The 19,336-nt window shown below is 70.1% G+C and carries 18 protein-coding genes and 1 pseudogene; 8 read left to right on the plus strand and 11 right to left on the minus strand.

The window, feature by feature from the left end; all coding sequences use genetic code 11:
• Positions 1-4: 4 nt before the first annotated feature.
• From ACWCRD_RS17025 to ACWCRD_RS17035, 3 genes are read right to left on the minus strand one after another with little or no spacing between them, the layout of a single operon-like run.
• Positions 5-220: a transposase gene (locus ACWCRD_RS17025; protein ID WP_450966592.1), complete on the minus strand. Its 216-nt coding sequence runs from the start codon at positions 218-220 to the stop codon at positions 5-7.
• Between the two features lie 7 nt (positions 221-227).
• Positions 228-554: a 2Fe-2S iron-sulfur cluster-binding protein gene (locus ACWCRD_RS17030; protein ID WP_450966593.1), complete on the minus strand. Its 327-nt coding sequence runs from the start codon at positions 552-554 to the stop codon at positions 228-230.
• Positions 539-1,945, minus strand: a complete 1,407-nt coding sequence (locus ACWCRD_RS17035) for an aromatic ring-hydroxylating oxygenase subunit alpha (RefSeq protein WP_450966594.1) — start codon at positions 1,943-1,945, stop codon at positions 539-541. The genes ACWCRD_RS17030 and ACWCRD_RS17035 overlap by 16 nt, the downstream gene beginning before the upstream one ends.
• Positions 1,946-2,233: 288 nt before the next feature.
• Here ACWCRD_RS17035 and ACWCRD_RS17040 point away from each other — a divergent pair, with 288 nt between their 5' ends.
• Complete coding sequence (locus tag ACWCRD_RS17040) at positions 2,234-3,277, plus strand: NAD(P)-dependent alcohol dehydrogenase (RefSeq protein ID WP_450966595.1); 1,044 nt, start codon at positions 2,234-2,236, stop codon at positions 3,275-3,277.
• A 35-nt stretch (positions 3,278-3,312) separates the two neighbouring features.
• On the opposite strand, the gene ACWCRD_RS17045 is transcribed toward ACWCRD_RS17040, so the two are convergent.
• The 3 genes from ACWCRD_RS17045 to ACWCRD_RS17055 are packed head-to-tail and all read right to left on the minus strand — an operon-like array spanning position 3,313 to position 6,159.
• The gene (locus ACWCRD_RS17045; protein ID WP_450966596.1) at positions 3,313-4,110 is read right to left on the minus strand and encodes a ThuA domain-containing protein; all 798 of its coding nucleotides are present in this window, start codon (positions 4,108-4,110) and stop codon (positions 3,313-3,315) included.
• 3 nt (positions 4,111-4,113) lie between these two features.
• Positions 4,114-4,878 (minus strand): SDR family NAD(P)-dependent oxidoreductase, encoded by a 765-nt coding sequence (locus tag ACWCRD_RS17050; RefSeq protein WP_450966597.1) that lies wholly within the window; start codon positions 4,876-4,878, stop codon positions 4,114-4,116.
• A gap of 42 nt (positions 4,879-4,920) precedes the next feature.
• On the minus strand, positions 4,921-6,159 hold the full coding sequence (locus ACWCRD_RS17055) for an acyl-CoA dehydrogenase family protein (RefSeq protein ID WP_450966598.1): 1,239 nt from the start codon (positions 6,157-6,159) through the stop codon (positions 4,921-4,923).
• Between the two features lie 193 nt (positions 6,160-6,352).
• Between ACWCRD_RS17055 and ACWCRD_RS17060 the strand changes: the two genes are divergently transcribed.
• From ACWCRD_RS17060 to ACWCRD_RS17085, 6 genes are all read left to right on the plus strand, one after another.
• Complete coding sequence (locus ACWCRD_RS17060; protein ID WP_450966599.1) at positions 6,353-7,888, plus strand: AMP-binding protein; 1,536 nt, start codon at positions 6,353-6,355, stop codon at positions 7,886-7,888.
• 59 nt (positions 7,889-7,947) lie between these two features.
• Positions 7,948-8,559 carry a histidine phosphatase family protein gene (locus ACWCRD_RS17065; protein WP_450966600.1) on the plus strand — a complete coding sequence of 204 codons (612 nt, stop codon included), beginning with the start codon at positions 7,948-7,950 and terminating at the stop codon, positions 8,557-8,559.
• A 30-nt stretch (positions 8,560-8,589) separates the two neighbouring features.
• Positions 8,590-9,792: an acetyl-CoA C-acyltransferase gene (locus ACWCRD_RS17070; RefSeq protein WP_450966601.1), complete on the plus strand. Its 1,203-nt coding sequence runs from the start codon at positions 8,590-8,592 to the stop codon at positions 9,790-9,792.
• A gap of 6 nt (positions 9,793-9,798) precedes the next feature.
• Complete coding sequence (locus ACWCRD_RS17075; protein WP_450966602.1) at positions 9,799-10,770, plus strand: PDR/VanB family oxidoreductase; 972 nt, start codon at positions 9,799-9,801, stop codon at positions 10,768-10,770.
• 47 nt (positions 10,771-10,817) lie between these two features.
• Positions 10,818-11,678 carry a 3-hydroxybutyryl-CoA dehydrogenase gene (locus tag ACWCRD_RS17080; RefSeq protein WP_450966603.1) on the plus strand — a complete coding sequence of 287 codons (861 nt, stop codon included), beginning with the start codon at positions 10,818-10,820 and terminating at the stop codon, positions 11,676-11,678.
• Between the two features lie 214 nt (positions 11,679-11,892).
• The gene (locus ACWCRD_RS17085; RefSeq protein ID WP_450966604.1) at positions 11,893-12,099 is read left to right on the plus strand and encodes a hypothetical protein; all 207 of its coding nucleotides are present in this window, start codon (positions 11,893-11,895) and stop codon (positions 12,097-12,099) included.
• Between the two features lie 32 nt (positions 12,100-12,131).
• On the opposite strand, the gene ACWCRD_RS17090 is transcribed toward ACWCRD_RS17085, so the two are convergent.
• The 4 genes and pseudogenes from ACWCRD_RS17090 to ACWCRD_RS17105 form a co-directional block, all read right to left on the minus strand.
• Positions 12,132-12,899, minus strand: coding sequence for an N-acetyltransferase (locus ACWCRD_RS17090; RefSeq protein ID WP_450966605.1), 768 nt, complete (start codon positions 12,897-12,899; stop codon positions 12,132-12,134).
• A gap of 100 nt (positions 12,900-12,999) precedes the next feature.
• The gene (locus ACWCRD_RS17095; protein ID WP_450966606.1) at positions 13,000-13,245 is read right to left on the minus strand and encodes a DUF7919 family protein; all 246 of its coding nucleotides are present in this window, start codon (positions 13,243-13,245) and stop codon (positions 13,000-13,002) included.
• A gap of 217 nt (positions 13,246-13,462) precedes the next feature.
• Positions 13,463-14,323, minus strand: coding sequence for a hypothetical protein (locus ACWCRD_RS17100; RefSeq protein WP_450966607.1), 861 nt, complete (start codon positions 14,321-14,323; stop codon positions 13,463-13,465).
• A 256-nt stretch (positions 14,324-14,579) separates the two neighbouring features.
• A pseudogene (locus ACWCRD_RS17105) lies at positions 14,580-15,530 on the minus strand (glycoside hydrolase family 16 protein); the annotation flags it as partial.
• Between the two features lie 476 nt (positions 15,531-16,006).
• On the opposite strand from ACWCRD_RS17105, the gene ACWCRD_RS17110 reads away from it, so the two are divergent.
• Positions 16,007-17,434 carry a Tat pathway signal sequence domain protein gene (locus tag ACWCRD_RS17110; RefSeq protein ID WP_450966608.1) on the plus strand — a complete coding sequence of 476 codons (1,428 nt, stop codon included), beginning with the start codon at positions 16,007-16,009 and terminating at the stop codon, positions 17,432-17,434.
• 806 nt (positions 17,435-18,240) lie between these two features.
• Here the strand turns inward: ACWCRD_RS17110 and ACWCRD_RS17115 are convergent.
• A complete protein-coding gene (locus tag ACWCRD_RS17115) occupies positions 18,241-19,290 on the minus strand; it encodes a LacI family DNA-binding transcriptional regulator (protein WP_450966609.1) in 1,050 nt (349 codons plus the stop codon).
• Between the last annotated feature and the right edge of the window lie 46 nt (positions 19,291-19,336).

The following is a 19,336-nucleotide window of genomic DNA, read 5'->3' on the forward strand; positions in this document are numbered from 1 at the left end:
GGCGTCACCCCTCCTGCTCAGGCGCCGTGCGCCGCTGGGCGAGCCGGCCGACCCAGCCGGCCAGCTGGAGGTCGGCGTGGCGCAGTTCGCCCGACTGCCACCGGGCCCGGAAGTCGAAGACGCCCCGCGCCCCGGTCTTCGGGTCGGTCACCTCGACCAGTCCGTCCTCGGTGAGCCGGTACACATGCCCGGTCAGCGGGTGGATCACTTGCTTGGACATGGGGGCCTCACTCCTGCACTCGGCGGCGCACGCCGCGCTTGGTCACGGTCACCGGGCCCTCGACCCGGAGCCGGCAGGCGAGCCGGGTCAGGCCGTCCACCGGCCTGCGCAGGGCCTCGATGCCCTCGCGTTCCAACGGGCCCACCGGGGAACAGTTCTCGACGCCCTCCACCACCTCGACGAAGCAGGTGCGGCAGGTGCCCTTGCCGCCGCAGACGGTGGGCCAGCGGTAGCCGAGCCGCTGAGCGGCGGTGAACAGGTCCTCGCCGTCGAGCACTTCCAGCTCGGCGCCCAGGGGTGCGACCGACACCCGGTGGGTCACCTGTCCATCCACTCGTCGAGCGTCCGGTTGAAGTGGCGGATGCGGCTCTCCTGGTAGTTGGCGAGCGTGATGCCCGGCTTGCGCATCGCCTTCAGGCCCTGCTGGACGTAGGGCAGGTTCTCGCAGTCCTGGTCGAAGACGGGCCCCAGCACACCGAGTTCGGGGATGTCGGCGAAGAGCATGTCCTCGGGTACCCAGCGGATCTTCGCCGGGGGCGGCATCTCGCCGGGCCGCTTCGGGGAGGACATGAAGATGATCTCGGCGGTGCAGGAGTCGGGGTCCAGGCCGTTGGGCCGGAACCGGTAGATGATGTTGGACTTGGCGCCGCCCCAGGGGTTGAAGTTGGGGAACAGCAAGTAGTTGATGGCGTCCAGCAGTTCGGTGTCCGGGGTCTGTGAGAAGTCCTGGGTCGAGGTGGCCGCCAGCTGCTCGCGCATCCGCTCCGCGAGGACCTTGCGGGCCGTGCCGCCGGGCGGGATCGCCGGCAGTTCGTCACCCTCCTGTCGTACCAGGTCACGGCCCTGGGCGGCCGCGTAGAAGGCGCGCGAGTCGTAGAAGGTCTCCAGGACGTCCTCCTCCGTGACGGAGTCCGCCACGTGCGGGCTGGGCGCGCCCTGGATGTTGATCATCCGGTTCCAGTTCGGCTGGTCCGCCATCACGTCGTACTGCGAGTTGGCGTCGGCGAGCCACGGCAGCATCTGCGGGTGTGTGGCGATCACATGGAAGGACTCGATGAACGCGTCCTGTGCGACCTTCCAGTTGCACGGCAGCACCTTGGCGATGTGCAGCGACTTGTAGCGGTTCTCCAGCGGCCAGATGTAGTAGTCGTCGAAGGTGCCGCGGTAGCTGTCGAAGGACTCCGCGTACGGGTCCATGTTGATGAAGACGAAGCCGCGCCAGGTGGCGACCCGGGCCTCGGGAAGGGCGAACTTCTCCGGGGTGACGTGCGGGAAGTCCCAGGCGCAGGGCGGGGTCTGCATCGTGCCGTCGAGGTTCCAGGCGAAGCCGTGGAAGGAGCAGCGGAACTCGCTCACATTGCCGCCGCCGGTGCGCAGTTTGCGTCCTCGGTGCAGGCACACGTTGACGAAGGCCCGGATCTCGTCGGGGGCCGTACGCACGACGATGAGCGAGTCGTCGCCGATCTCGTAGACCTCGTGGTCGCCGACCTCGGGGATCTCGCTCTCCAGACAGGCGAACTGCCACACGCGCCGCCAGACCTGGCGCATTTCACGTTCGGCCCACTCACGAGAGGTGAAACGGGCGGTGTCGATGTCCTCGCTGCCGAGGGGGTCGTTCCGCTCGAACCTCAGGGCGGGCGGGACAGGGCGGCTGTCCTGGTCGAGGTAGTCCTGGACGCTGGGCCCGGGGCACCGCGCGGTACCCAGCTCCGACGTTTCGTCCATCATCTCTCCTCCGGCAGAAACTTTAGATTGAGTGTAGTTATGGGTTGCCGTGCGGAGCAACAGTCTCGACCGTGAAGAGAGGCGACATTCTCCGAGGTCAGCAGGGAATGGGCCAGGGAGCGCCGGATTTTCTCGACGCTTCCCCTCCCCAGGGCCGCCGAGGCGTGTCACACTCCGACCCACTTGAGACTGTAGTTCCTCATAAGTTTCTCCAATCCGGGGCGGTCTTGGGCCATCCCGGTGCCAGGAGGGCGACGCCCTGCCCGCCATCGACAAGGAGGCCGGAGAGTGAAGGCTGTGCAGTACCGGAGGGTCGGACACGCCCCCGAGCTCGTCGAGGTTCCCGTGCCCCAACCGGGGCCGGGACAAGTGCTGTTGAAGGTGACCGCGGCGGGGCTGTGCCACTCCGACCTGGCGGTCATGGGGTGGCCCGAGGAGCAGTTCCCCTATCCGCTGCCGATGACGCTCGGCCATGAGGGTGTCGGCACCGTCGCGGCCCTGGGCAGCGGTGTCACCGCGGTGGCGGAAGGCGACGAGGTGGCGGTGTACGGCCCCTGGGGCTGTGGACAGTGCCCCAAGTGCGCGGTGGGCAAGGAGAACTGCTGCCCGCACGCCGCCGGACTCGGCATCCTGCCCCCGGGACTCGGCCGTCCCGGTGCGCTCGCCGAGTACATGCTGGTGGACTCGCCCCGCCATCTGGTGCCGTTGAACGGACTGGACCCGGTCCAGGCCGCCCCGCTCACCGACGCGGGGCTGACGCCCTATCACGCCATCAGGAAGTCACTGCCCAAGCTGGTTCCGGGCAGCACGGTGGTGGTGATCGGAGTCGGCGGCCTGGGTCACCTGGCAGTGCAGTTGCTCCGCGCTCTGACACCGGCCACCGTGGTCGCCCTCGACGTCAGCAAGGACAAGCTGGAGCTGGCCCACACGGTGGGCGCCCACGCGACGCTGCTCTCCGACGATGCGGCGGCCGCACGAGTGCGGGAGCTCACCGGCGGGACGGGAGCGGAGGTGGTCCTGGACTTCGTCGGCGCCGAGGCAACGCTCGCCATTGCCGCGGCGGCGGTGGCCGTGGAGGGCGATGTGACCATCGTCGGCCTCGGCGGAGGCACCCTGGCGGTCGGCTTCGGAGGCGGGCTGCCGTTCGAGGTCTCCGCCTCCTTCCCCTACTGGGGCAGTCGCCGGGAACTCATGGAGGTGGTCGAGCTGGCACGACAGGGCCTGGTCTCCTCGCACGTCGAGACCTTCACCCTCGACAAGGCACCTGTGGCCTACGAGCGTCTGCACGCCGGTGACATCAATGGCCGCGCGGTGGTACTGCCGCACGCGTGAGCCGTCCCCACGCAGGGCCGGCGCCCGAGCCCGACTCAGGCGCCGGCCCGCTCCTGCGCCGGGCTCCGGCCGGCCACCGTCCGTTCCACGCAACGCCGGAGCACCGTCAGGAACTCCGGCGTCTCCCAGGGACCACGGTCCACGCGCCCGGTGTCGTCCACGCCCAGGTCCTGCATGTCGTAACGGCCCCGGCAGTGACCGAGGGTGAAGTAGCAGACCTCGCCGAGACCGTACCGCTTGAGGTACAGCACCGGTCGGGGCGCGCTGTCGAGGGCCGCCGTGTCGCCCTCGGCGAAGCCACGGCAGGGCCCCGTGTACTCGGCGTGCAGCAGCACGTCCAACTCCCCGTGCAGCTCGCAGACGTACAGCTCGTCGGTGACCGTGAACGAGCCGATCCCGGCGACCAGCGGATGGCCGGGATCGGTCACGTGCACCTCGTACGGTGCGATCGGCGGGTGGGCCAGGAACTGGCTGCCGAGTACCTGGGCGAGTTCCCCGAGGAGGCGTGGGGTCGTGAACTCCCGCGCGCCGCCGTGCGTCGGCGGCTCGATCACCGCGTTGGTGCCGTGCAGGGCGAGCCAGCGACCGCCCCGCTCGACCCACCGGGCGAGCGCGGCCCCCTGCGCCGGGTCAGGCCGGACGTCGCAGGTGTAGGTGACCAACAGGTCGGCCCGGTCGAGGGCTTCTGCGCAGTCGTAGTCCTGGTGGACGGTGGTGCGCACCCTGGGATGCTCACCGAGCAGTTCCAGCAGCCGGAGCCGCGCGTGGTCGAAGTCGTGCCAGCGTCCGCCGCAGACCAGTACGGCGTCCAGGCGGCCCGCGGGGCCCGCCACGGCTCAGTACTGGACGCGGGTCAGCAGCCCGCCGTCCACCACGAGGTTGACACCCACGCAGAAGGAGCCGGTCCGGCCGAGCAGGAACGCCACCGCCGCGGCCACGTCCTCCGCGGTGCCGTAGCGGCCGATCGGAAGCCTGGCGAGCACGTCCTCGTAGACCTCCGGACGGCTGGTGCGGATGGTCTCCCAGGCGCCGCCGGGGAAGTCGATCGGGCCGGGCGAGACGGTGTTGACGCGGATGCCCTTCGGTGCGAGGGCGTGGGCGAGGGCGGAGGCGTGCTGGACGACGGCCGCCTTGAGCGCGGAGTAGGAGTTCGCTCCGGCCGGGCGCGCGGTGTCGGAGGCGTTGGTGGTGCCGATGGCCACGACGGCGGCCCGGTCGGAGGCCTCCAGATGGGGCAGGGCGGCCTCGACGAGTCCCGCGAACGGGATCAGGTCGCCCCGCAGGCTGGCCTCCCAGGACTCGGGGCCTTTCACATTGCCCGCCGAGACATTGGACACCAGCAGGTCCAGGCCGCCGAGTGCGCCGGCCGCCCGCTCCACGAAGCCGGCGAGGGCGGCCGGGTCGGTGACGTCGACCGCTTCCTCGAACACGGTGACGCCCTCGGCGCGCAGTTCGGCGGCGGCCTTGGCCAGTCCTTCCTCACCCCGGGCGCACAGGGCCAGCGCGCAGCCCTCCGCGGCCAGTTGCGCGGCGACCGCCCGGCCTATGCCCCGGCTCGCACCGGTCACCAGCGCCTTGGCGCCCGTCAGTCCCAGATCCATCGATGTCACTCCTTCGTGATTGCCGAAGCGAGGCGTGGTGCCTCAGTTGCCGGGAAGTTGCGAGAACGGCACCCGGTCCACGCGCGGCTCGGGCGGCAGCTTGAGCACCCGTTCGCCGATCAGGTTGCGCTGGATCTGGTCCGTGCCTCCGGCCAGCCGGTAGCCGGGGGCGCCGAGGAGATGTTCGGTCCAGGCGAAGGTGCCGGGCTCGCCGGTGTCGGCGCTGATGCGCGCCCCCATCAGCTCGGCGGCGAGCTGCCCGGTGCGGGTGAGCAGTTCGGAGGCCATGAGTTTGGTCAACGACGCCTCCGGGCCCGGCCGGCCGCCGGCCGCGCTGGTTCTGGCGACGCGTTCGACGGTGGCCGTGCGCAGGGCGGCGCGGACGTAAAGGTCGGCGAGGCGTTGGCGGACCAGCGGGTCCTCGGTGCGGCCCAGGGAGCGGGCGAGGGCGAGGACGTCGGTGAAGGTGCCGCCCTTGCGGCGGTTGCCGCTGCCGGAGGCGGTGCGTTCGAAGGCGAGGGTGGCGGTGGCGACCTCCCAGCCCTGGCCCGGTCGTCCGATCCGGAGCCGGTCGGGGACGCGTACGCCGCTGAGGAAGACCTCGTTGAAGGAGGCGCCGCCGCTCATCTGCCGGATGGGGCGCACCTCCACTCCGGGGGCGTCCATCGGCACCAGGAAGGCGGTGATGCCGGCCTGTTTGACGACATCCGGGTCGGTGCGGGCGAGCAGCAGACCGTAGTCGGCGAACTGGGCGCCGGAGGTCCACACCTTCTGACCGTCGATCACCCACTCCTCACCCTCCTGCCGGGCGCGGGTGCGCAGCGCCGCGAGGTCCGATCCGGCGCCGGGCTCACTGAAGAGCTGGCAGGCCAGCAGATCGGTCCGCAGGAAGGCGCGGGCGTGCTCGCGGCGCTGCCCGGCGGTTCCGAACAGGGAGACGGCCATCGCGACCAGGCGCACGGTGACGCTGATCAGCTCGGTGGCCGGCGGGACCTCGAAGGCCGCTTCCTCCTCGGCGAAGGCCGCCACGTGGGCGGCGGTCAGGCCGGCCCCTCCCTTGTCCGCGGGGAGGGTCAGCGCCTGGTAGCCGGCGTCGAACCGGGCTCGCTGGTAGGCGCGGCAGCGCTCCAGCAGCAGGCGTTCCTCGTTCTCCGGAAGGTTGTGGAACACGGCGAGGTCGGCGGACCGGGTGGCGGAGTCCGGCGCCCGTGCCGGTTCCAGCACGGTGGCCAGCCACTGCCGGACCTGCCTGCGCCATGCGTCCGGATCCGGCTCGGACATGGCTCCTCCTCATTCACTTACCAGATGATGGCTTGAGTAACGAGATGCGGGCAGTGCGCCCCCACCCGCAGAAACAGGTGGGAATGACTCCGCGCAGGATCAGAGTGTTCCGCACTTTCTTGATAAACGCTACAGTCTCAGCATCTCCTCTCCCTCTGAAAGCGGGAGAGGCCCAGGAGCCGCCGGAGGAGCCATGTCGCTGCTGCCACTCGACCGTCGCGCCCAGGAGTCACCCGAGGTGCCCGCCCTGGCGGACGACCTGGACGTCCTGTCCTGGTCCCGTCTCGCCGACCAGGTGGCGCGGGCGGCGGCCCGGCTGCTGGAGTTCGCGCCGGGCCCCGAGGACCGGATCGCCGTCCTCGGCGACAACGCGATCGCGACGCTGGTGGCCCATCTGGCCGGACTGCGCGCCGGAGTGGGGACCGTCGCCACGTCCCGCAGCCTCACCTCGGGCGAGCTCGTCGAGCAGATCATCGACGCGGGCGTGACCGGGATCGTCGCCGGACCCGTCGGCGCGGGTGCCGCGCTCGACGCGGCCCGGGAACTGGGCCTGCCGGTGGTGGTCCACGGAACCCCGGCGGTCGGCCACGCCTTCGACTGGGACCGGTGGCTGGCCGCCGCTCCCGTCGGCCACACCCTCCCCGTGGGCCGACCCGCCCGGCCCCCGCTCGTCTACACCTCCGGAACCACCGGACGGGCACGCGGCACCGAGGTGCGCTGGGTCAGCGACCCGGTCGCCGACAGCGCCGCGTACCTCGCCGCGATGTCCGCCCGGCCCGGATTCCCTCCGGGACCCCACTTGGTGTGCGGTCCCCTGCAGCACAACGCCCCGCTGACCTCACTGCGGCACCTGGCGGCCGGTCAGCCGGTGGTCGTCCTCGGCAGATACGACGCGGAGACGTTCCTGAGCCGGGTGCAGCAGTGGCGGGTCTCCTCGACGGTGATGGTGCCCACCCACTTCCAACGGCTGCTCGCCCTCCCGGAGGAGGTCCGCGCCCGGTACGACGTCTCCAGCCTGCGGCAGGTCTCCCACACCGGCTCCGCGTGTCCGCCGGACGTCAAGCGAGCCATGATCGAGTGGTTCGGTCCCGTGCTGACCGAGTCGTACGGCGCCAGCGAAGCGGGCACCGTGGCGCGCATCAGCAGCGTGGAGTGGCTGGCGCACCCCGGCTCGGTCGGACGCGTCCGGCCCCCCTTCGAGGTCCTGGTCACGGATGACGACGGCCGGCAACTGCCGCCCGGCGAACCAGGACTGCTGGCCTTCCGAGCCCCGGAGAACCAGGGCGTCCGCTATCACGCGGACCCGGACAAGACCAAGGCCGCCTACGTCTCCCCCGGCGTCTTCACACTCGGCGACATCGGCTACGTCGACGCGGACGGCTACCTCTTCATCACCGACCGGGCCGCGGACGTCGTGGTCTCCGGCGGGGTCAACCTCTACCCGGCCGAGAGCGAGGCGGTGCTGCGACAGCACCCCGCGGTCGCCGAGGTCGCGGTCATCGGCGTGCCCGACCCGGACTTCGGCGAGTCCCTGCGGGCCCTGGTCGTGGCGGCGGACGAACCGCCGACCGACGAACTGGACCGGTTCTGCCGTGAGCGCCTTGCCGCCTACAAGTGCCCGAAGTCGTACGAGTTCGTCCCCGAACTCCTGCGCAACGCGATGGGCAAGCTCGACAAACGCGCGATGCGCCGCCCGTACTGGGCCTCGGAACGGACCATCTCGGGCTGAGCCCGCTCACCTCCGTGCCCGCTCACCCGTGTGCCTGCTCATCCCTGTGAAGGATCACCATGACCGAACTCCTCCTCGTCCGGCACGGCCTCCCGCTGGCCGGTGTGTTCGATCCGGGGCTGGCCCCGGAGGGCACCGCCCAGGCCGAGCATCTCGCCGCCTGGCTCGGACACGAGGACCTCGACGCCCTGTACGTCAGCCCCTACCGCCGGGCCCGGGAGACCGCCGCGCCCCTGGAACGGATCACCGGCATGACCGCCACCGTCCTCGACGACCTGCGCGAATGGGACACGGACATGTCCCAGCCCTACACGCCACCCGAGCAGATCGGCGCCGACGATCCCCGGGCGGCGGCACTCGCCGAGGGACGCTTCGAGGACTTCGTGCCCGACCTGGACCGGGACGCCTTTCGGGCACGTGCCGTACGGGCCATGGCCACCATTTTCGACGCCCATCCCGGCGGGCGGGTCGCGGCCGTGTGCCACGGCGGCATCACCAACACCTACCTGGCGACGGTGCTGGGCCTGTCCACCATGTTCTGGTTCCACCCCGACTACACGTCCGTCAGCCGGGTGCGGCGCATGCCCGGCGGCCGCACCGTCCTGCACTCGGTCAACGAGACGGCCCATCTGATCGCCGCCCGTGCCGTGGACGCCGGCACGGCCGCCTGACTCCGTCCCACACCCCAGGAGGTCCCGGCCATGCCCGGATCCGTCATCGTCGCCGGTGCCAGGACGCCCATCGGCAAACTGCTGGGCGCCCTCAGCGCCCTGTCCGTGGTCGACCTCGGTGCGCATGCCATCCGCGCGGCCCTTGCCGCCGTACACCTGGAGCCGGCAGCCGTGGAAGCCGTCGTCATGGGCCATGTCGTCCAGGCCGGAGCCGGCCCCAACCCGGCACGGCAGGCCGCGGTCCAGGCCGGCATCCCCTTCTCCGTGCCCGCGAGCACCGTCAACAAGCTCTGCCCGTCCGGACTGCACGCCATCGCCCTGGCCGACCTGATGATCTCCTCGGGCCGTCACGAAGTGGTCGTGGCGGGCGGCATGGAGTCCATGTCGAACGCCCCGCACCTGCTGCGCGGCGCCCGCACCGGCTGGAAGTACGGTTCGGCAGCCGCGGAGGACGCCCTCGACCGCGATGCCCTCGTCTGCGCCTTCGACGGCATCTCCATGGGCGCGGCGACCGAGCGCTACCAACGGCCGTTCGACCTGACCCGCGAGGAACAGGACGACTACAGCGCGCTCTCCCATCAAAGGGCCGCCCACGCCCAGGAGTCGGGTGTGTTGTCCGCGGAGATCTCCCCCGTCACCGTGACCGGGCGCCTGGGCGAGACTGTGGTCGCCGACGACGAGGGCATACGGCAGGGGACCACCGGTGAGAGCCTGGGGCGCCTGAAGGCGGCCTTCTCCGACGCCGGCACCATCACCCCCGGCAACGCCTCACAGCTCTCCGACGGGGCCGCGGCCGTCGTCGTGATGAGCGCCGAGCTCGCTCGGCGGGAGGGCCTGACGCCGCTCGCCGAGATCGGTGCCTACGGCACCGTCGCGGGCCCCGACCCCTCGCTGCTGATCCAGCCGGCCGGCGCGATCCTCGACGCGCTCTCCCGGGACGGCCGGCTGAAGGTCGCCGACCTGGATCTGTTCGAGATCAACGAGGCGTTCGCCTCGGTGGCCCTGGCCTCCGTCCGGGAACTGGACATCCCCCTGGACAAGGTGAACGTCAACGGCGGAGCGATTGCGCTCGGGCACCCGGTCGGCATGACCGGCGCCCGGCTGGTGCTGACCCTCGCGGCCGAACTGCGCCGGCGCGGGGGCGGCAGCGGAGCGGCCGCCCTGTGCGGGGGCGGCGGCCAGGGCGACGCGCTACTGCTGCACGTGCCGACACCGGCCCGAACCCGGAGCTGAACCATCATGAACGACCAACTGACTTCGGTCGACGCCACTCTCACCGTCGAGACCCGCACACGGGCCGCGGACGACGTCGTCTCCCTCACCCTGCGCCGTCCGGACGGGGGCGCGCTGCCCGCCTGGACGCCGGGCGCCCACATCGACGTACTCCTGAACGGCAACGACGGCGACGAGCTGATCCGTCAGTACTCCCTGTGCGGGCACCCCGCCGACCGCGAGGCCTGGCAGATCGCCGTGCTGCGTGAGCCGGAAGGGCGAGGCGGTTCCGCATACGTCCACGATCACCTGCACGAAGGCGCCAAGGTGCGGGTCCGCGGACCGCGGAACAACTTCCCGCTGCGGCCCGCCGCACGCCATCTCTTCATCGCAGGCGGTGTCGGTATCACGCCCGTCCTGCCCATGGTCGAGGCAGCCGAGGCCTCGGGAGCCGACTGGCGTCTGCTGTACGGCGGCCGCACCCGGACCTCCATGGCCTTCCTGGACCGCCTCGCCCCGCACGGGGACCGGGTACTCGTCCGTCCGCAGGACCAGTACGGCCTGCTGGACCTCGCCACGTTCCTCGGCGTGCCCGAGGAAGGCGCCTTGGTCCACGCATGCGGTCCCGAACCGCTGCTGCGGGCAGTGCAGGAGCAGTGCGCGACCTGGCCGCCCGGCACGCTGGGCGTCGAACGCTTCGCCCCGGTGCCAACGGCCGAAACCGGCCCTGCCGATGCCTTCGAGCTGGAGCTCGCCCGTTCCGGCCTCACCCTCACCGTGGCTCCGGACCGTTCGGTGCTCGAAACCGTGGAGGAGGCCGGCGTCGCGGTCGACTTCTCCTGCCGGGAAGGCGCCTGCGGCACCTGCGAGACCGACGTGCTCGACGGCACACCCGACCACCGCGACTCGCTGCTGTCCGAGGACGAACGAGCCGCCGGCGACACCATGCTCATCTGCGTCTCCCGCTCGTGCAGCCCCCGTCTCGTCCTCGATCTATGACAGTGGTCACCCCCGATCGGACAACGACTCAACGGAAGGGACCTCGGATGGACTCCGTCACGCGTCTTGGCGTCGTCGGCTGCGGCCTCATGGGCTCCGGCATCGCCGAAGTCGCCGCCCGCAGCGGCATCGACGTCCTCGTCGCCGAGGCCACGCACGAAGCGATCGGGGCAGGCCGCCGCCGGCTCACCGCTTCCCTCGACCGAGCCCTGAGAAGTCACAAACTCAGCGAGGAACAGCGAGACCAGGCCCTCGCCAGGATGTCCTTCACCCATGACCTCACCGACATGGCGGACCGTCAGTTCGTCATCGAGGCGGTCGCCGAGAACCGCGACATCAAGACCGATGTCCTGCGCACCCTGGACAAGGCGGTCGAGGACCCGGCGGCGGTCCTGGCCACCAACACCTCCTCGATCCCCGTCGTCGATCTCGCCGTCGTCACCGCACGGCCGGCCCGGGTCATCGGCATGCACTTCTTCAACCCCGTGCCCGTGCAGAGGCTGGTCGAGCTCATTCCCGCCCTCACCACCGACGCCGACACCGTGCGCCGCACCCGCGGTCTGGCGGAGCAGTTGGGCAGACAGGCCATCCAGGCGCCCGACCGTTCCGGCTTCGTCGTCAACGCCCTCCTCGTGCCCTATCTGCTCGGCGCGGTGCGGATGGTGGAGTCCGGCTCGGCACGGCCGGAGGACATCGACCGGGGCATGGAACTCGGATGCGCCCATCCCATGGGGCCGTTGCGCCTGCTCGACCTCATCGGCCTCGACACCGCGCAGGCCGTGGCCGAGTCGATGTACGAGGAGTTCAAGGAGCCGTTGTACGCGCCGCCCGCCCTTCTTCGCCGCATGGTCGCCGCGGGCCACCTCGGCCGCAAGAGCGGCCGCGGCTTCCACATTTACGACACCTGAACCTGAGCCGGCCGGCTGCGGCGGGGGTCCCGGTCGCCGGCTGCAAGGACCAGCGGTGCTCTGGCGGTCGGCGGCCGTGGAGCACGTTCCCGCCCTCAGTTGCACAGCTTCAGACCCCGGCAGGTCAACGCACCCTTCCACGCGGCTTCAGGGGCAACTGCGGAAGCTCTGGCGCGGGCAGCGGCGCCCCGTCGTAGCTCTTCGGTGAATTCGCATGATCGTCGCAAGGTTGCAGGCTCCTCCGGAGGAGGCGGTGACGCTGATGCGCGCGGCCGGCCTGGAGCCGCTGGAGCCCTGTCCCGGGACCGACACCCCTTGGCGGTGCCGCTGCACAACCTGCGGCACGATCGCCAATCCCGCCCGCGCCACCCAGCTCCTGCGTGCCCCGCTCGTTTTGACGAACCTCGAAGTCACCCGGTGAACTTGCGGCTTGCCTCGCCAGGCAGTGTGTGGTCAGGCGGTGGACGCCGTCACATCGTGTCGTACCCATACGTTGGGCTCGACATAGACGGCTTTGTCACCTGCGGTGTCACAGTGCACCGGAACGAGGGCGCCTGGTACGTCGATGTCACCGTCGCTGTTGAAGGGCAGCCCGGTCCACTGCCGCCACTGGGCCAGCGAGCCGCTGACCGTCATCGATGCCGGGGCGATCCTTTGGATGCTGCCGCCGACCTTGACGTGTACTCGGAGCCAGGGATCGGTCGGAAATCCGTCCTCGCCCTGTCGGCTGACGTAGTCGGTCATGGTGACGCGCGGTTCGAGATGCTTGGCTGTGGGACGGACCGGGGCCAACAGCACATTGTGGCCCTGCCGGCCGACGGCGTCCCGCAGGGCGGCCAACATCCTGTAGGACAGGCCACGGCCGAGGTATTCGGTGTCCACCGTGATCTCCAGCGCACTGACGGTTGTCGGTGCATGCCCATGGCGCTGGTCTCGGAACGCCCAGACGAGTACCTGGTCCCAGCCCTTTTCCGGCATCTCCTCACGGCCGTCGAGGTCGGCGCTGAACGGCACACACAGCCCACGGGCAACGACGCGGTCACCATCCGTTGCCACCACGCAGTAGTGGGGGAAGTCTTCGGCCACCCGGCCCAGCAAGGCTTCCCCAACCGGATCGTGCGGTATGAAGGCCGGCCACGTCTCAGCGATCTCGTAGATACGGGAAAGCAACGACGGACGCTCGGCGAGAGGGGTGATCACGATGCTGTCTATCTCTGTCACGGCGGGGACCCTGCCATGGAACATCCCTCCTGGCCAGCGGATTTACCCCGTCGCACCCGAGGCCGCCGACCAAGGACGAAAACAGCGGCCGCATGACGGTCTACTCCTCAAACAGTCGCACACCACCAGCGTGAGCACCCCGAGAACCGGCCACACCAGCCCTTCGACCTGCCTCTTCAAGTTGGCGGAGGCTCAGTGTCTCCGCTCGGGAATCCCAGCCCAGAGGTTCGTCGACAGACGCCAAGGCTTCCTGGAAATTGGAAGGTGGCGTATATCCGTGGCGCTTCCCGTAGTGAAGGATGAGCAGCGGAGCGGAGAACAGCGCAGAGCCCTCGGTGGAGTACACGCACCACTGTGGCCAAGCGCGCCCTGTCTTGGACCTTGAAATGAATCCCGTCGCCTGTGGGGCCCTGAGCCGGCGAGTCTCCAATTCCAGATCATGTCCGTCGCGCCTCCGGCTCTCCTCAGGCTGTGCATTGCCGCGGCCGGCTGGGAGGTGGCGCGGAAACTCCGGCCACCACGGAAGATCAGCACCGCAAGGTGTGCGGGCGGGTCCGCCCCGCTCACGCCGATAAGGGGGGTGTCGCGTCGGCGGCGTGCGACCAGAGCCCGTCGGCTGGCCGGCGGTGGGTGGCGTGTCCCAGCCCCCAGGAGCTGTGGGAAGCGCCAGGGGCGCGACTCGCCTGCGACCATCCGCGGGCAGGGCGGGAGCCGAGATAGACCCGCGCCCCCCAGACGAGGACCGCTTCGGCGATCAGTACGCCGAGGCGGTCCCCGGAGTGGTCGAGTTGCTCGGCCGCATGCCGGCAGTGGTCGCAACCGGTGAGGTGATGCTGCAGATCGGGCACCAGGTGGGTGCCGCCGCGTTGGACGGAGACGTCCAGCAGCCGGCTGAACCGCAGACACGTCTGATGCGTGGCGAGCTCGCGGTGCGCCTCGACGCACGCCTCCCGGAAGCGGACACGGGCGGATTCCAGCTGGACTTCAGTCGTCTCCGGGGGCAGGCCGAGAAGCACGGCCGGTACCTCCAAGCCCTCCGCCTCCACCTCGATGTGCCACAGCAGGCAGCGAGCACGCTCCTGCAACCGATGGAAGGCACGGTTGATCAGCCGGCGGTCGGCCGGGACGGACAGCCGGGCCGCGGCCGAAAGACCACGCGGGCGCAGAGCCGGACGGAGCGCGGAACGACGCCTTTCATCCTCGGCCCACTCCTCGACGATGCGTTGCACAGTGAGGAGCAGCCCGGGTCGCCAGGCGGTCCTGGGCCCGGGCCACCGCAGCGCGTCCAGGAAAGCCCGGGTGAACGCGGATGCCGTCAGGACGCCCGCGGCCCGATCGGACACCGTCCACAACTCGGCGTACTCGAAGACCGGCTGCCAGTGACGGGCCAGCAATTCCTCGATGGACCAGTGTGCAAGCGTCATGCCCGCGGTTTTTTTCAACTCCCCCGAGAGCGCCTCGTCCGAGAGATCGAAACGATGGCCGAAGTGGGGGTGGTTCGGTTGCGGCGGATTGCTCACCGCGTTTTCCTTCCCCGCTGTGTCACGCGCGGCGGCCACGCGAGATTTTGCTGCTGTCCGCTCCGACTGCCACCGGACTCTTCCGAAGTCCCCCGCCGTCCACGGCAGTCTCCGGTCGGGCCGGAAATTGAGGGGCTACCCGCGATCAGCCCTACTGACTGCTGCCCTTCGAGCTGTAGACGGATACGTAGTCCACGAGCATCGGCACGCCGGACTTGGTGGCCGAGGTGGGTGTCGTACCTGCGGCGGCCGCGTTGGGGAAGGCGCCGCCCATGGCGACGTTCAGCAGGATGAAATGGCTGTGCCCGGTGGCGGCGTCCCACGTCTTGGCGTCCACTTGGGAGGCGTTGACGGAGTGGTACTGCACGCCGTCGACGTACCAGCGCAGCTCCTGCGGGGAGGTGCTGCGGTCCCACTCGAAGGCGTAGGTGTGGAAGTTGCCCGCGCAGGCCGTGTCGGGACATTCGCGGCCGGCGCCGATGCCGATGTTCTCGTTGCAGGGGCCACCGGGGCTGATGCCGCAGTGAAGGGTGCCGGAGACCTTGTTGGCGCCGTTGGCGTTCTCCATGATGTCGAACTCGCCGATGCCCGGCCAGTTCGTGTAGACATCGCGGAAGGGCGCGCCCAGCGTCCAGAAGGCGGGCCAGTAGCCCTGTGCGGCGTCGCCGGTGACCGCGGGGACCTGGATGCGGGCCTCGATGCGGAGTTTGCCGCCGGCCGGCGGTTCGAAGTCGCTGCGCTTGGTCTCGATGCGGGCAGAGGTCCAGTTGCCGTCGGCGTCCTTGATCGGAGTGATCTTCAGGTTTCCGTCGCCGTCCTGCTGGAGGTTGGCGGTGTCGGAGGTGTAGGTCTGGATCTCGCCGGTGCCCCAGTTGGCGGCGCCGCCGGGGTAGCTCGTGCCCGTGTCGATGATCCAGTTGTCGCTGGACGGCAGACTCCCCGCCGCGCCGGCGAAGTCATCGCTCCAGACCTTGGTCCAGCCGTCGGGAGTGGACGGTTCGTCGGCGCTCGCGAGGCCGTACAGGCCACCGCCGAGCAGGGCCAGCCCGCTCAGCGCACCTAGCGCCGTCTTCAGCAGTCGATGGGAACGCCTTGCGTGGTTGTGGTGCATCAAGGAATGACCTCCACGAGAAGGAACAGGAGGGAGCGGCTCCCAGAAAGGGTGTCCGTCACTGTGGCCTCTTGGTTGTTGAGGCGTCAATAGTTGCGACTGAGAGCGCTCCCAAAAACACAATTGTGTTCAACTCGTGAAGTGAAGTTGAGCAGTTGTCAGGTCCGCGGCCCGAAGCGCGACATGGAGCCGCCCGGCATTCGGTGCGCGAGATTCAGTGAAGAAGCCCTGCGGTCTGGGATTTTTCCGCCCACGAGAGCAGCCTGATGCCGCAGCTGCGCACACACTGACCGCGCGGACCAGGCGATTGATCGCGGCCGCAGACCGGACCTCAGCCACGTCTGGTTGGGACTGACAGGGCTGCAAACGGCGCGAGCCGCGCCCGGGTTGCCTTGACCGGCCCTGTTGAGGCCAGCACAATGCACCCACCCTTGAGAGCGTTCTCAAGACTGGGTGCACATCCTGAGGAGACACGCATGGCCGGTGTGGCACATCACCGTGAAGAGCTCATCACAGCGGATCAGCGAGGCCGGACGATCAGTCGTCGGACCCTCCTCGGAGCAGGGACTGCCGCCGCCTTCCTGACCGCGTTGGGCAGTGGCGCGGCCGGCGCGGCCACCGGTGGAACGGAAGCCGTCGGGCTGCGCGATGCCCGGGCGCGGGGCTATGCCTTCCTCGACGCAGCCATGGACGGCTACCCGAACGGCCGCCTGCGCCTGGCTCAGAGCTACACGGATCAGGCCGGTCTCTTCAGCACCGCGTTCACCTACGACAACGCCCTGGCCGTGCTCGCCTACCTGGCACGCCCGGGCCGCGACGCGCGGGCCAGAGCCGTGGCCCTCGGAGATGCGCTGCTGTACGCGCAGGCGCACGATCCGCAGTACGCCGACGGCAGACTGCGCCAGGCGTACAACGTGGGCCCGTACTCCTTCTACGACGGCTCCCAGCAGCCGGACGGCTTCATCCGCGCGGACGGCACCGTCAACGTCGGCACCCAGTTCGGCTTCACCGGCACCGCTGTGGGAGACATGGCGTGGGCAGGCATCGCCCTGACCGCACTGGCCGACCGCACCGGCGCGCGCCGATTCCTGACCGGTGCCGTGCGGATAGGCGAATGGGTGGAGAGCAACGCGCGCACCGACCAGCCCCTCGGCGGCTACAAGTTCGGCGTCGACGGGGCCGACCAGGAGCTTCCCTTCTCCGCCACTGAGCACAACATCGACCTGACCTGCCTGTTCGGACAGCTCGCCCGGCTCACCGGCAACCGCGTCTGGCTGCGGCGGCGCGCCCGAGCTGCCGCGTTCGTCGACGGGATGTGGAACGCCTCCGGCGGCTTCTTCTACACCGGCACCAACGACGGCACCACCATCAACACCTCCCCCGTGCCGGAGGACACCCAGACCTGGAGCTACCTGGCCCTGTGCGACCGCCGCCGCGCCGGGTCACTGGACTGGGCGTCGACCCGCCTGAAGGTGCTGGACACCGCCGACCGGCCCAACAGCACCGTCCCCGCCGGGCAGTCGTACGAGGGTGTCACCTTCAGCTCCGCGTCCCTCATCGCGAACGAGGACGTGCCCATCGCGGACTTCCAGCCCAAGCCCGACCGCAACGGCGTGTGGTTCGAGGGCACCGCCCACCTCGCCCTGGCCCTGCGCGAACGCAGTGCTCCCGGCGACGAACGGCAGGCCGGGCGCCTCATCGCCTCCATCGAACGGGCCCAGGACCAGCTCGGCCCAGGACAGACCATAGGAAGCGCCGCCCTTCCCGAGCGGTCGGGCGTGGTCTCCGCCAGCAGCCCCCTGAACACCGGATACGGCTTCGGCTACTACCCCTACCGGCACACCGGTGCCACGGCCTGGTACCTGCTCGCCGCGGCATGCGCCAACCCGTTGCGCGGGCACTGAGCGGCCAAGAAGCGATCCGCTTTCCGGTCGACCGGCTTGATCAGCCGAACACGGTCCCTGTTCAGGTGATCTCTCGGTGGTCGGGGCATGACGCCAGGGCCTGCTGGTAGCTCGGGGTTGTGATCCCAACCGAGCAGCACCAGGAGGCCCTGTGTCGCAATCTGTCGCGCTTGCGTCCGTGGAGTCCAATGCGCTGCTGAAGCCCCGCGGGGACCGAAAGCAGCGGCCGGATGACCTGCCATTCGGCCCGCGTCGAGTGGGTCAACCTGCCCTGTGACTTCCCGCCGTACCGGCGCGTGCACGTGTTCGCCCGGCGCCGGCAGGTGACGGGCCTGCTCACCCAGCTCCACGACCGGCTGCGCGGCAAGGTCCGTCAGAAGGAGGGCCGTTCGCCGGACCCGACGGCCGCCGACGTGGACTCACAGTCACTGAAGATCCACCAGCTTGAAGTCGCTGGTCGTGGGGCTGGGCACGCAGTGCGACCCGCCGGTGGGCCCCAGAAGGAGCCTTGCGGCGTGCGCGGACTCCCACCGACGGCCCGGTCGCCTCCCGGCTTGACGAGGTGTACTGCTCGTGGAAGCGGGACAGAGATGATCCGCTCGGCGCCTGCCCCTGATGTGGTCACAGCCAGGGGCTTGTGACTGGGCCGGTGGGTCAGGGTCTCCGTGGCACGGAGGCACTCTCTCCCCACCTCACATCCTTCGCAAGTGCCGGCGAGGTTGCATGGGAACCGTTCACAGGCGCCGGCTCGTCGGCGGCCAGGTGTCAAGGTGCTCGGTGGGCTGTGCGCCCCCGAGTCCGGTCGGTCAGGTGGTGGCCCGCCGGATCAGCCGGGTCGGGGTGATCACGGAGGACAGTGGGCGGCCGCCGTCCTCCTTCGGCCGCCGGTCGTCGAGGACGCGCAGCAGCAGCCGCACCATCAGCCGGCCCATCTCCTCGATCTCCTGACGGACCGTCGTGAGCGGCGGGTCGGCCTGTTCCGCGACCGATGCCATGTCGTCGAAGCCGACGACGGCGACGTCTTCCGGCACGCGGCGCCCGGCTTCCCGCAGCACGCGCAGCGCGCCGATGGCCATGAGGTCGGAGGCGACAAAGACAGCGTCCAGGTCGGGAACCCGCTCCAGCAGCTCCGTCATGGCGCGTGCGCCGCCCGCCTCGGTGAAGTCGCCCTCGACGACGTACCGGGGATCGGCATCGAGCAGGATGTCGTAGTAGCCGTCGAGCCGGTCCACCGAGGCCGTCTGGTCGAGGGGACCGGTGATCGTCGCGACGTGCCGGCGCCCCAGTGACAGCAGATGGCGTACGGCCTCGCGGGCACCGCCGCGGTTGTCCGAGTCGACGTAGAGGAGGCTCCGGTCTCCCTCCGCTCCAGGCCAGCCGGGGCGGCCGCCGAAGACGGTGGGCAGTCCCACCCGACGGATGATGCCGGGCAGCGGGTCCTCAGCATGCAGGGAGAACAGCAGGGCGGCGTCCACGTGGCCCCCGGCGAGGTAGCGGCCGATGCGGTCGTAGTCGGCCGTGTCCTCCACCAGCAGCAGCACGAGCTGAGTGTCGTGGGCGGTCAGCTCCCGGCTGATGCCGAGCAGCTGCTGCGCGAAGAAGGGATTGGCGAAGACCTTGGTCTCCGGCTCCGCGACGATGACGGCGACCGCTCCGGTACGCCGCGTGACCAGGGATCGGGCCGCCTGGTTCGGCACGTATCCCAGCTCATCCACGGCGCGGCGGACCCTCTCGACCAGGGCTTCGCGCACCCCGCTGCCCCCGTTGACGACACGGGAGACGGTGGCCCGGGACACGCCGGCCCGTTCGGCGACGGCTTCCAGGGTGGGACGGTGCGCGGAGATCTGGTCGGACAAGGAACGCTCCTCTCGGGACGGGAACAGCGTAGCTGCCCGTGAGAGG

The sequence above is a fragment of the Streptomyces sp. NPDC002092 genome (assembly GCF_053593775.1).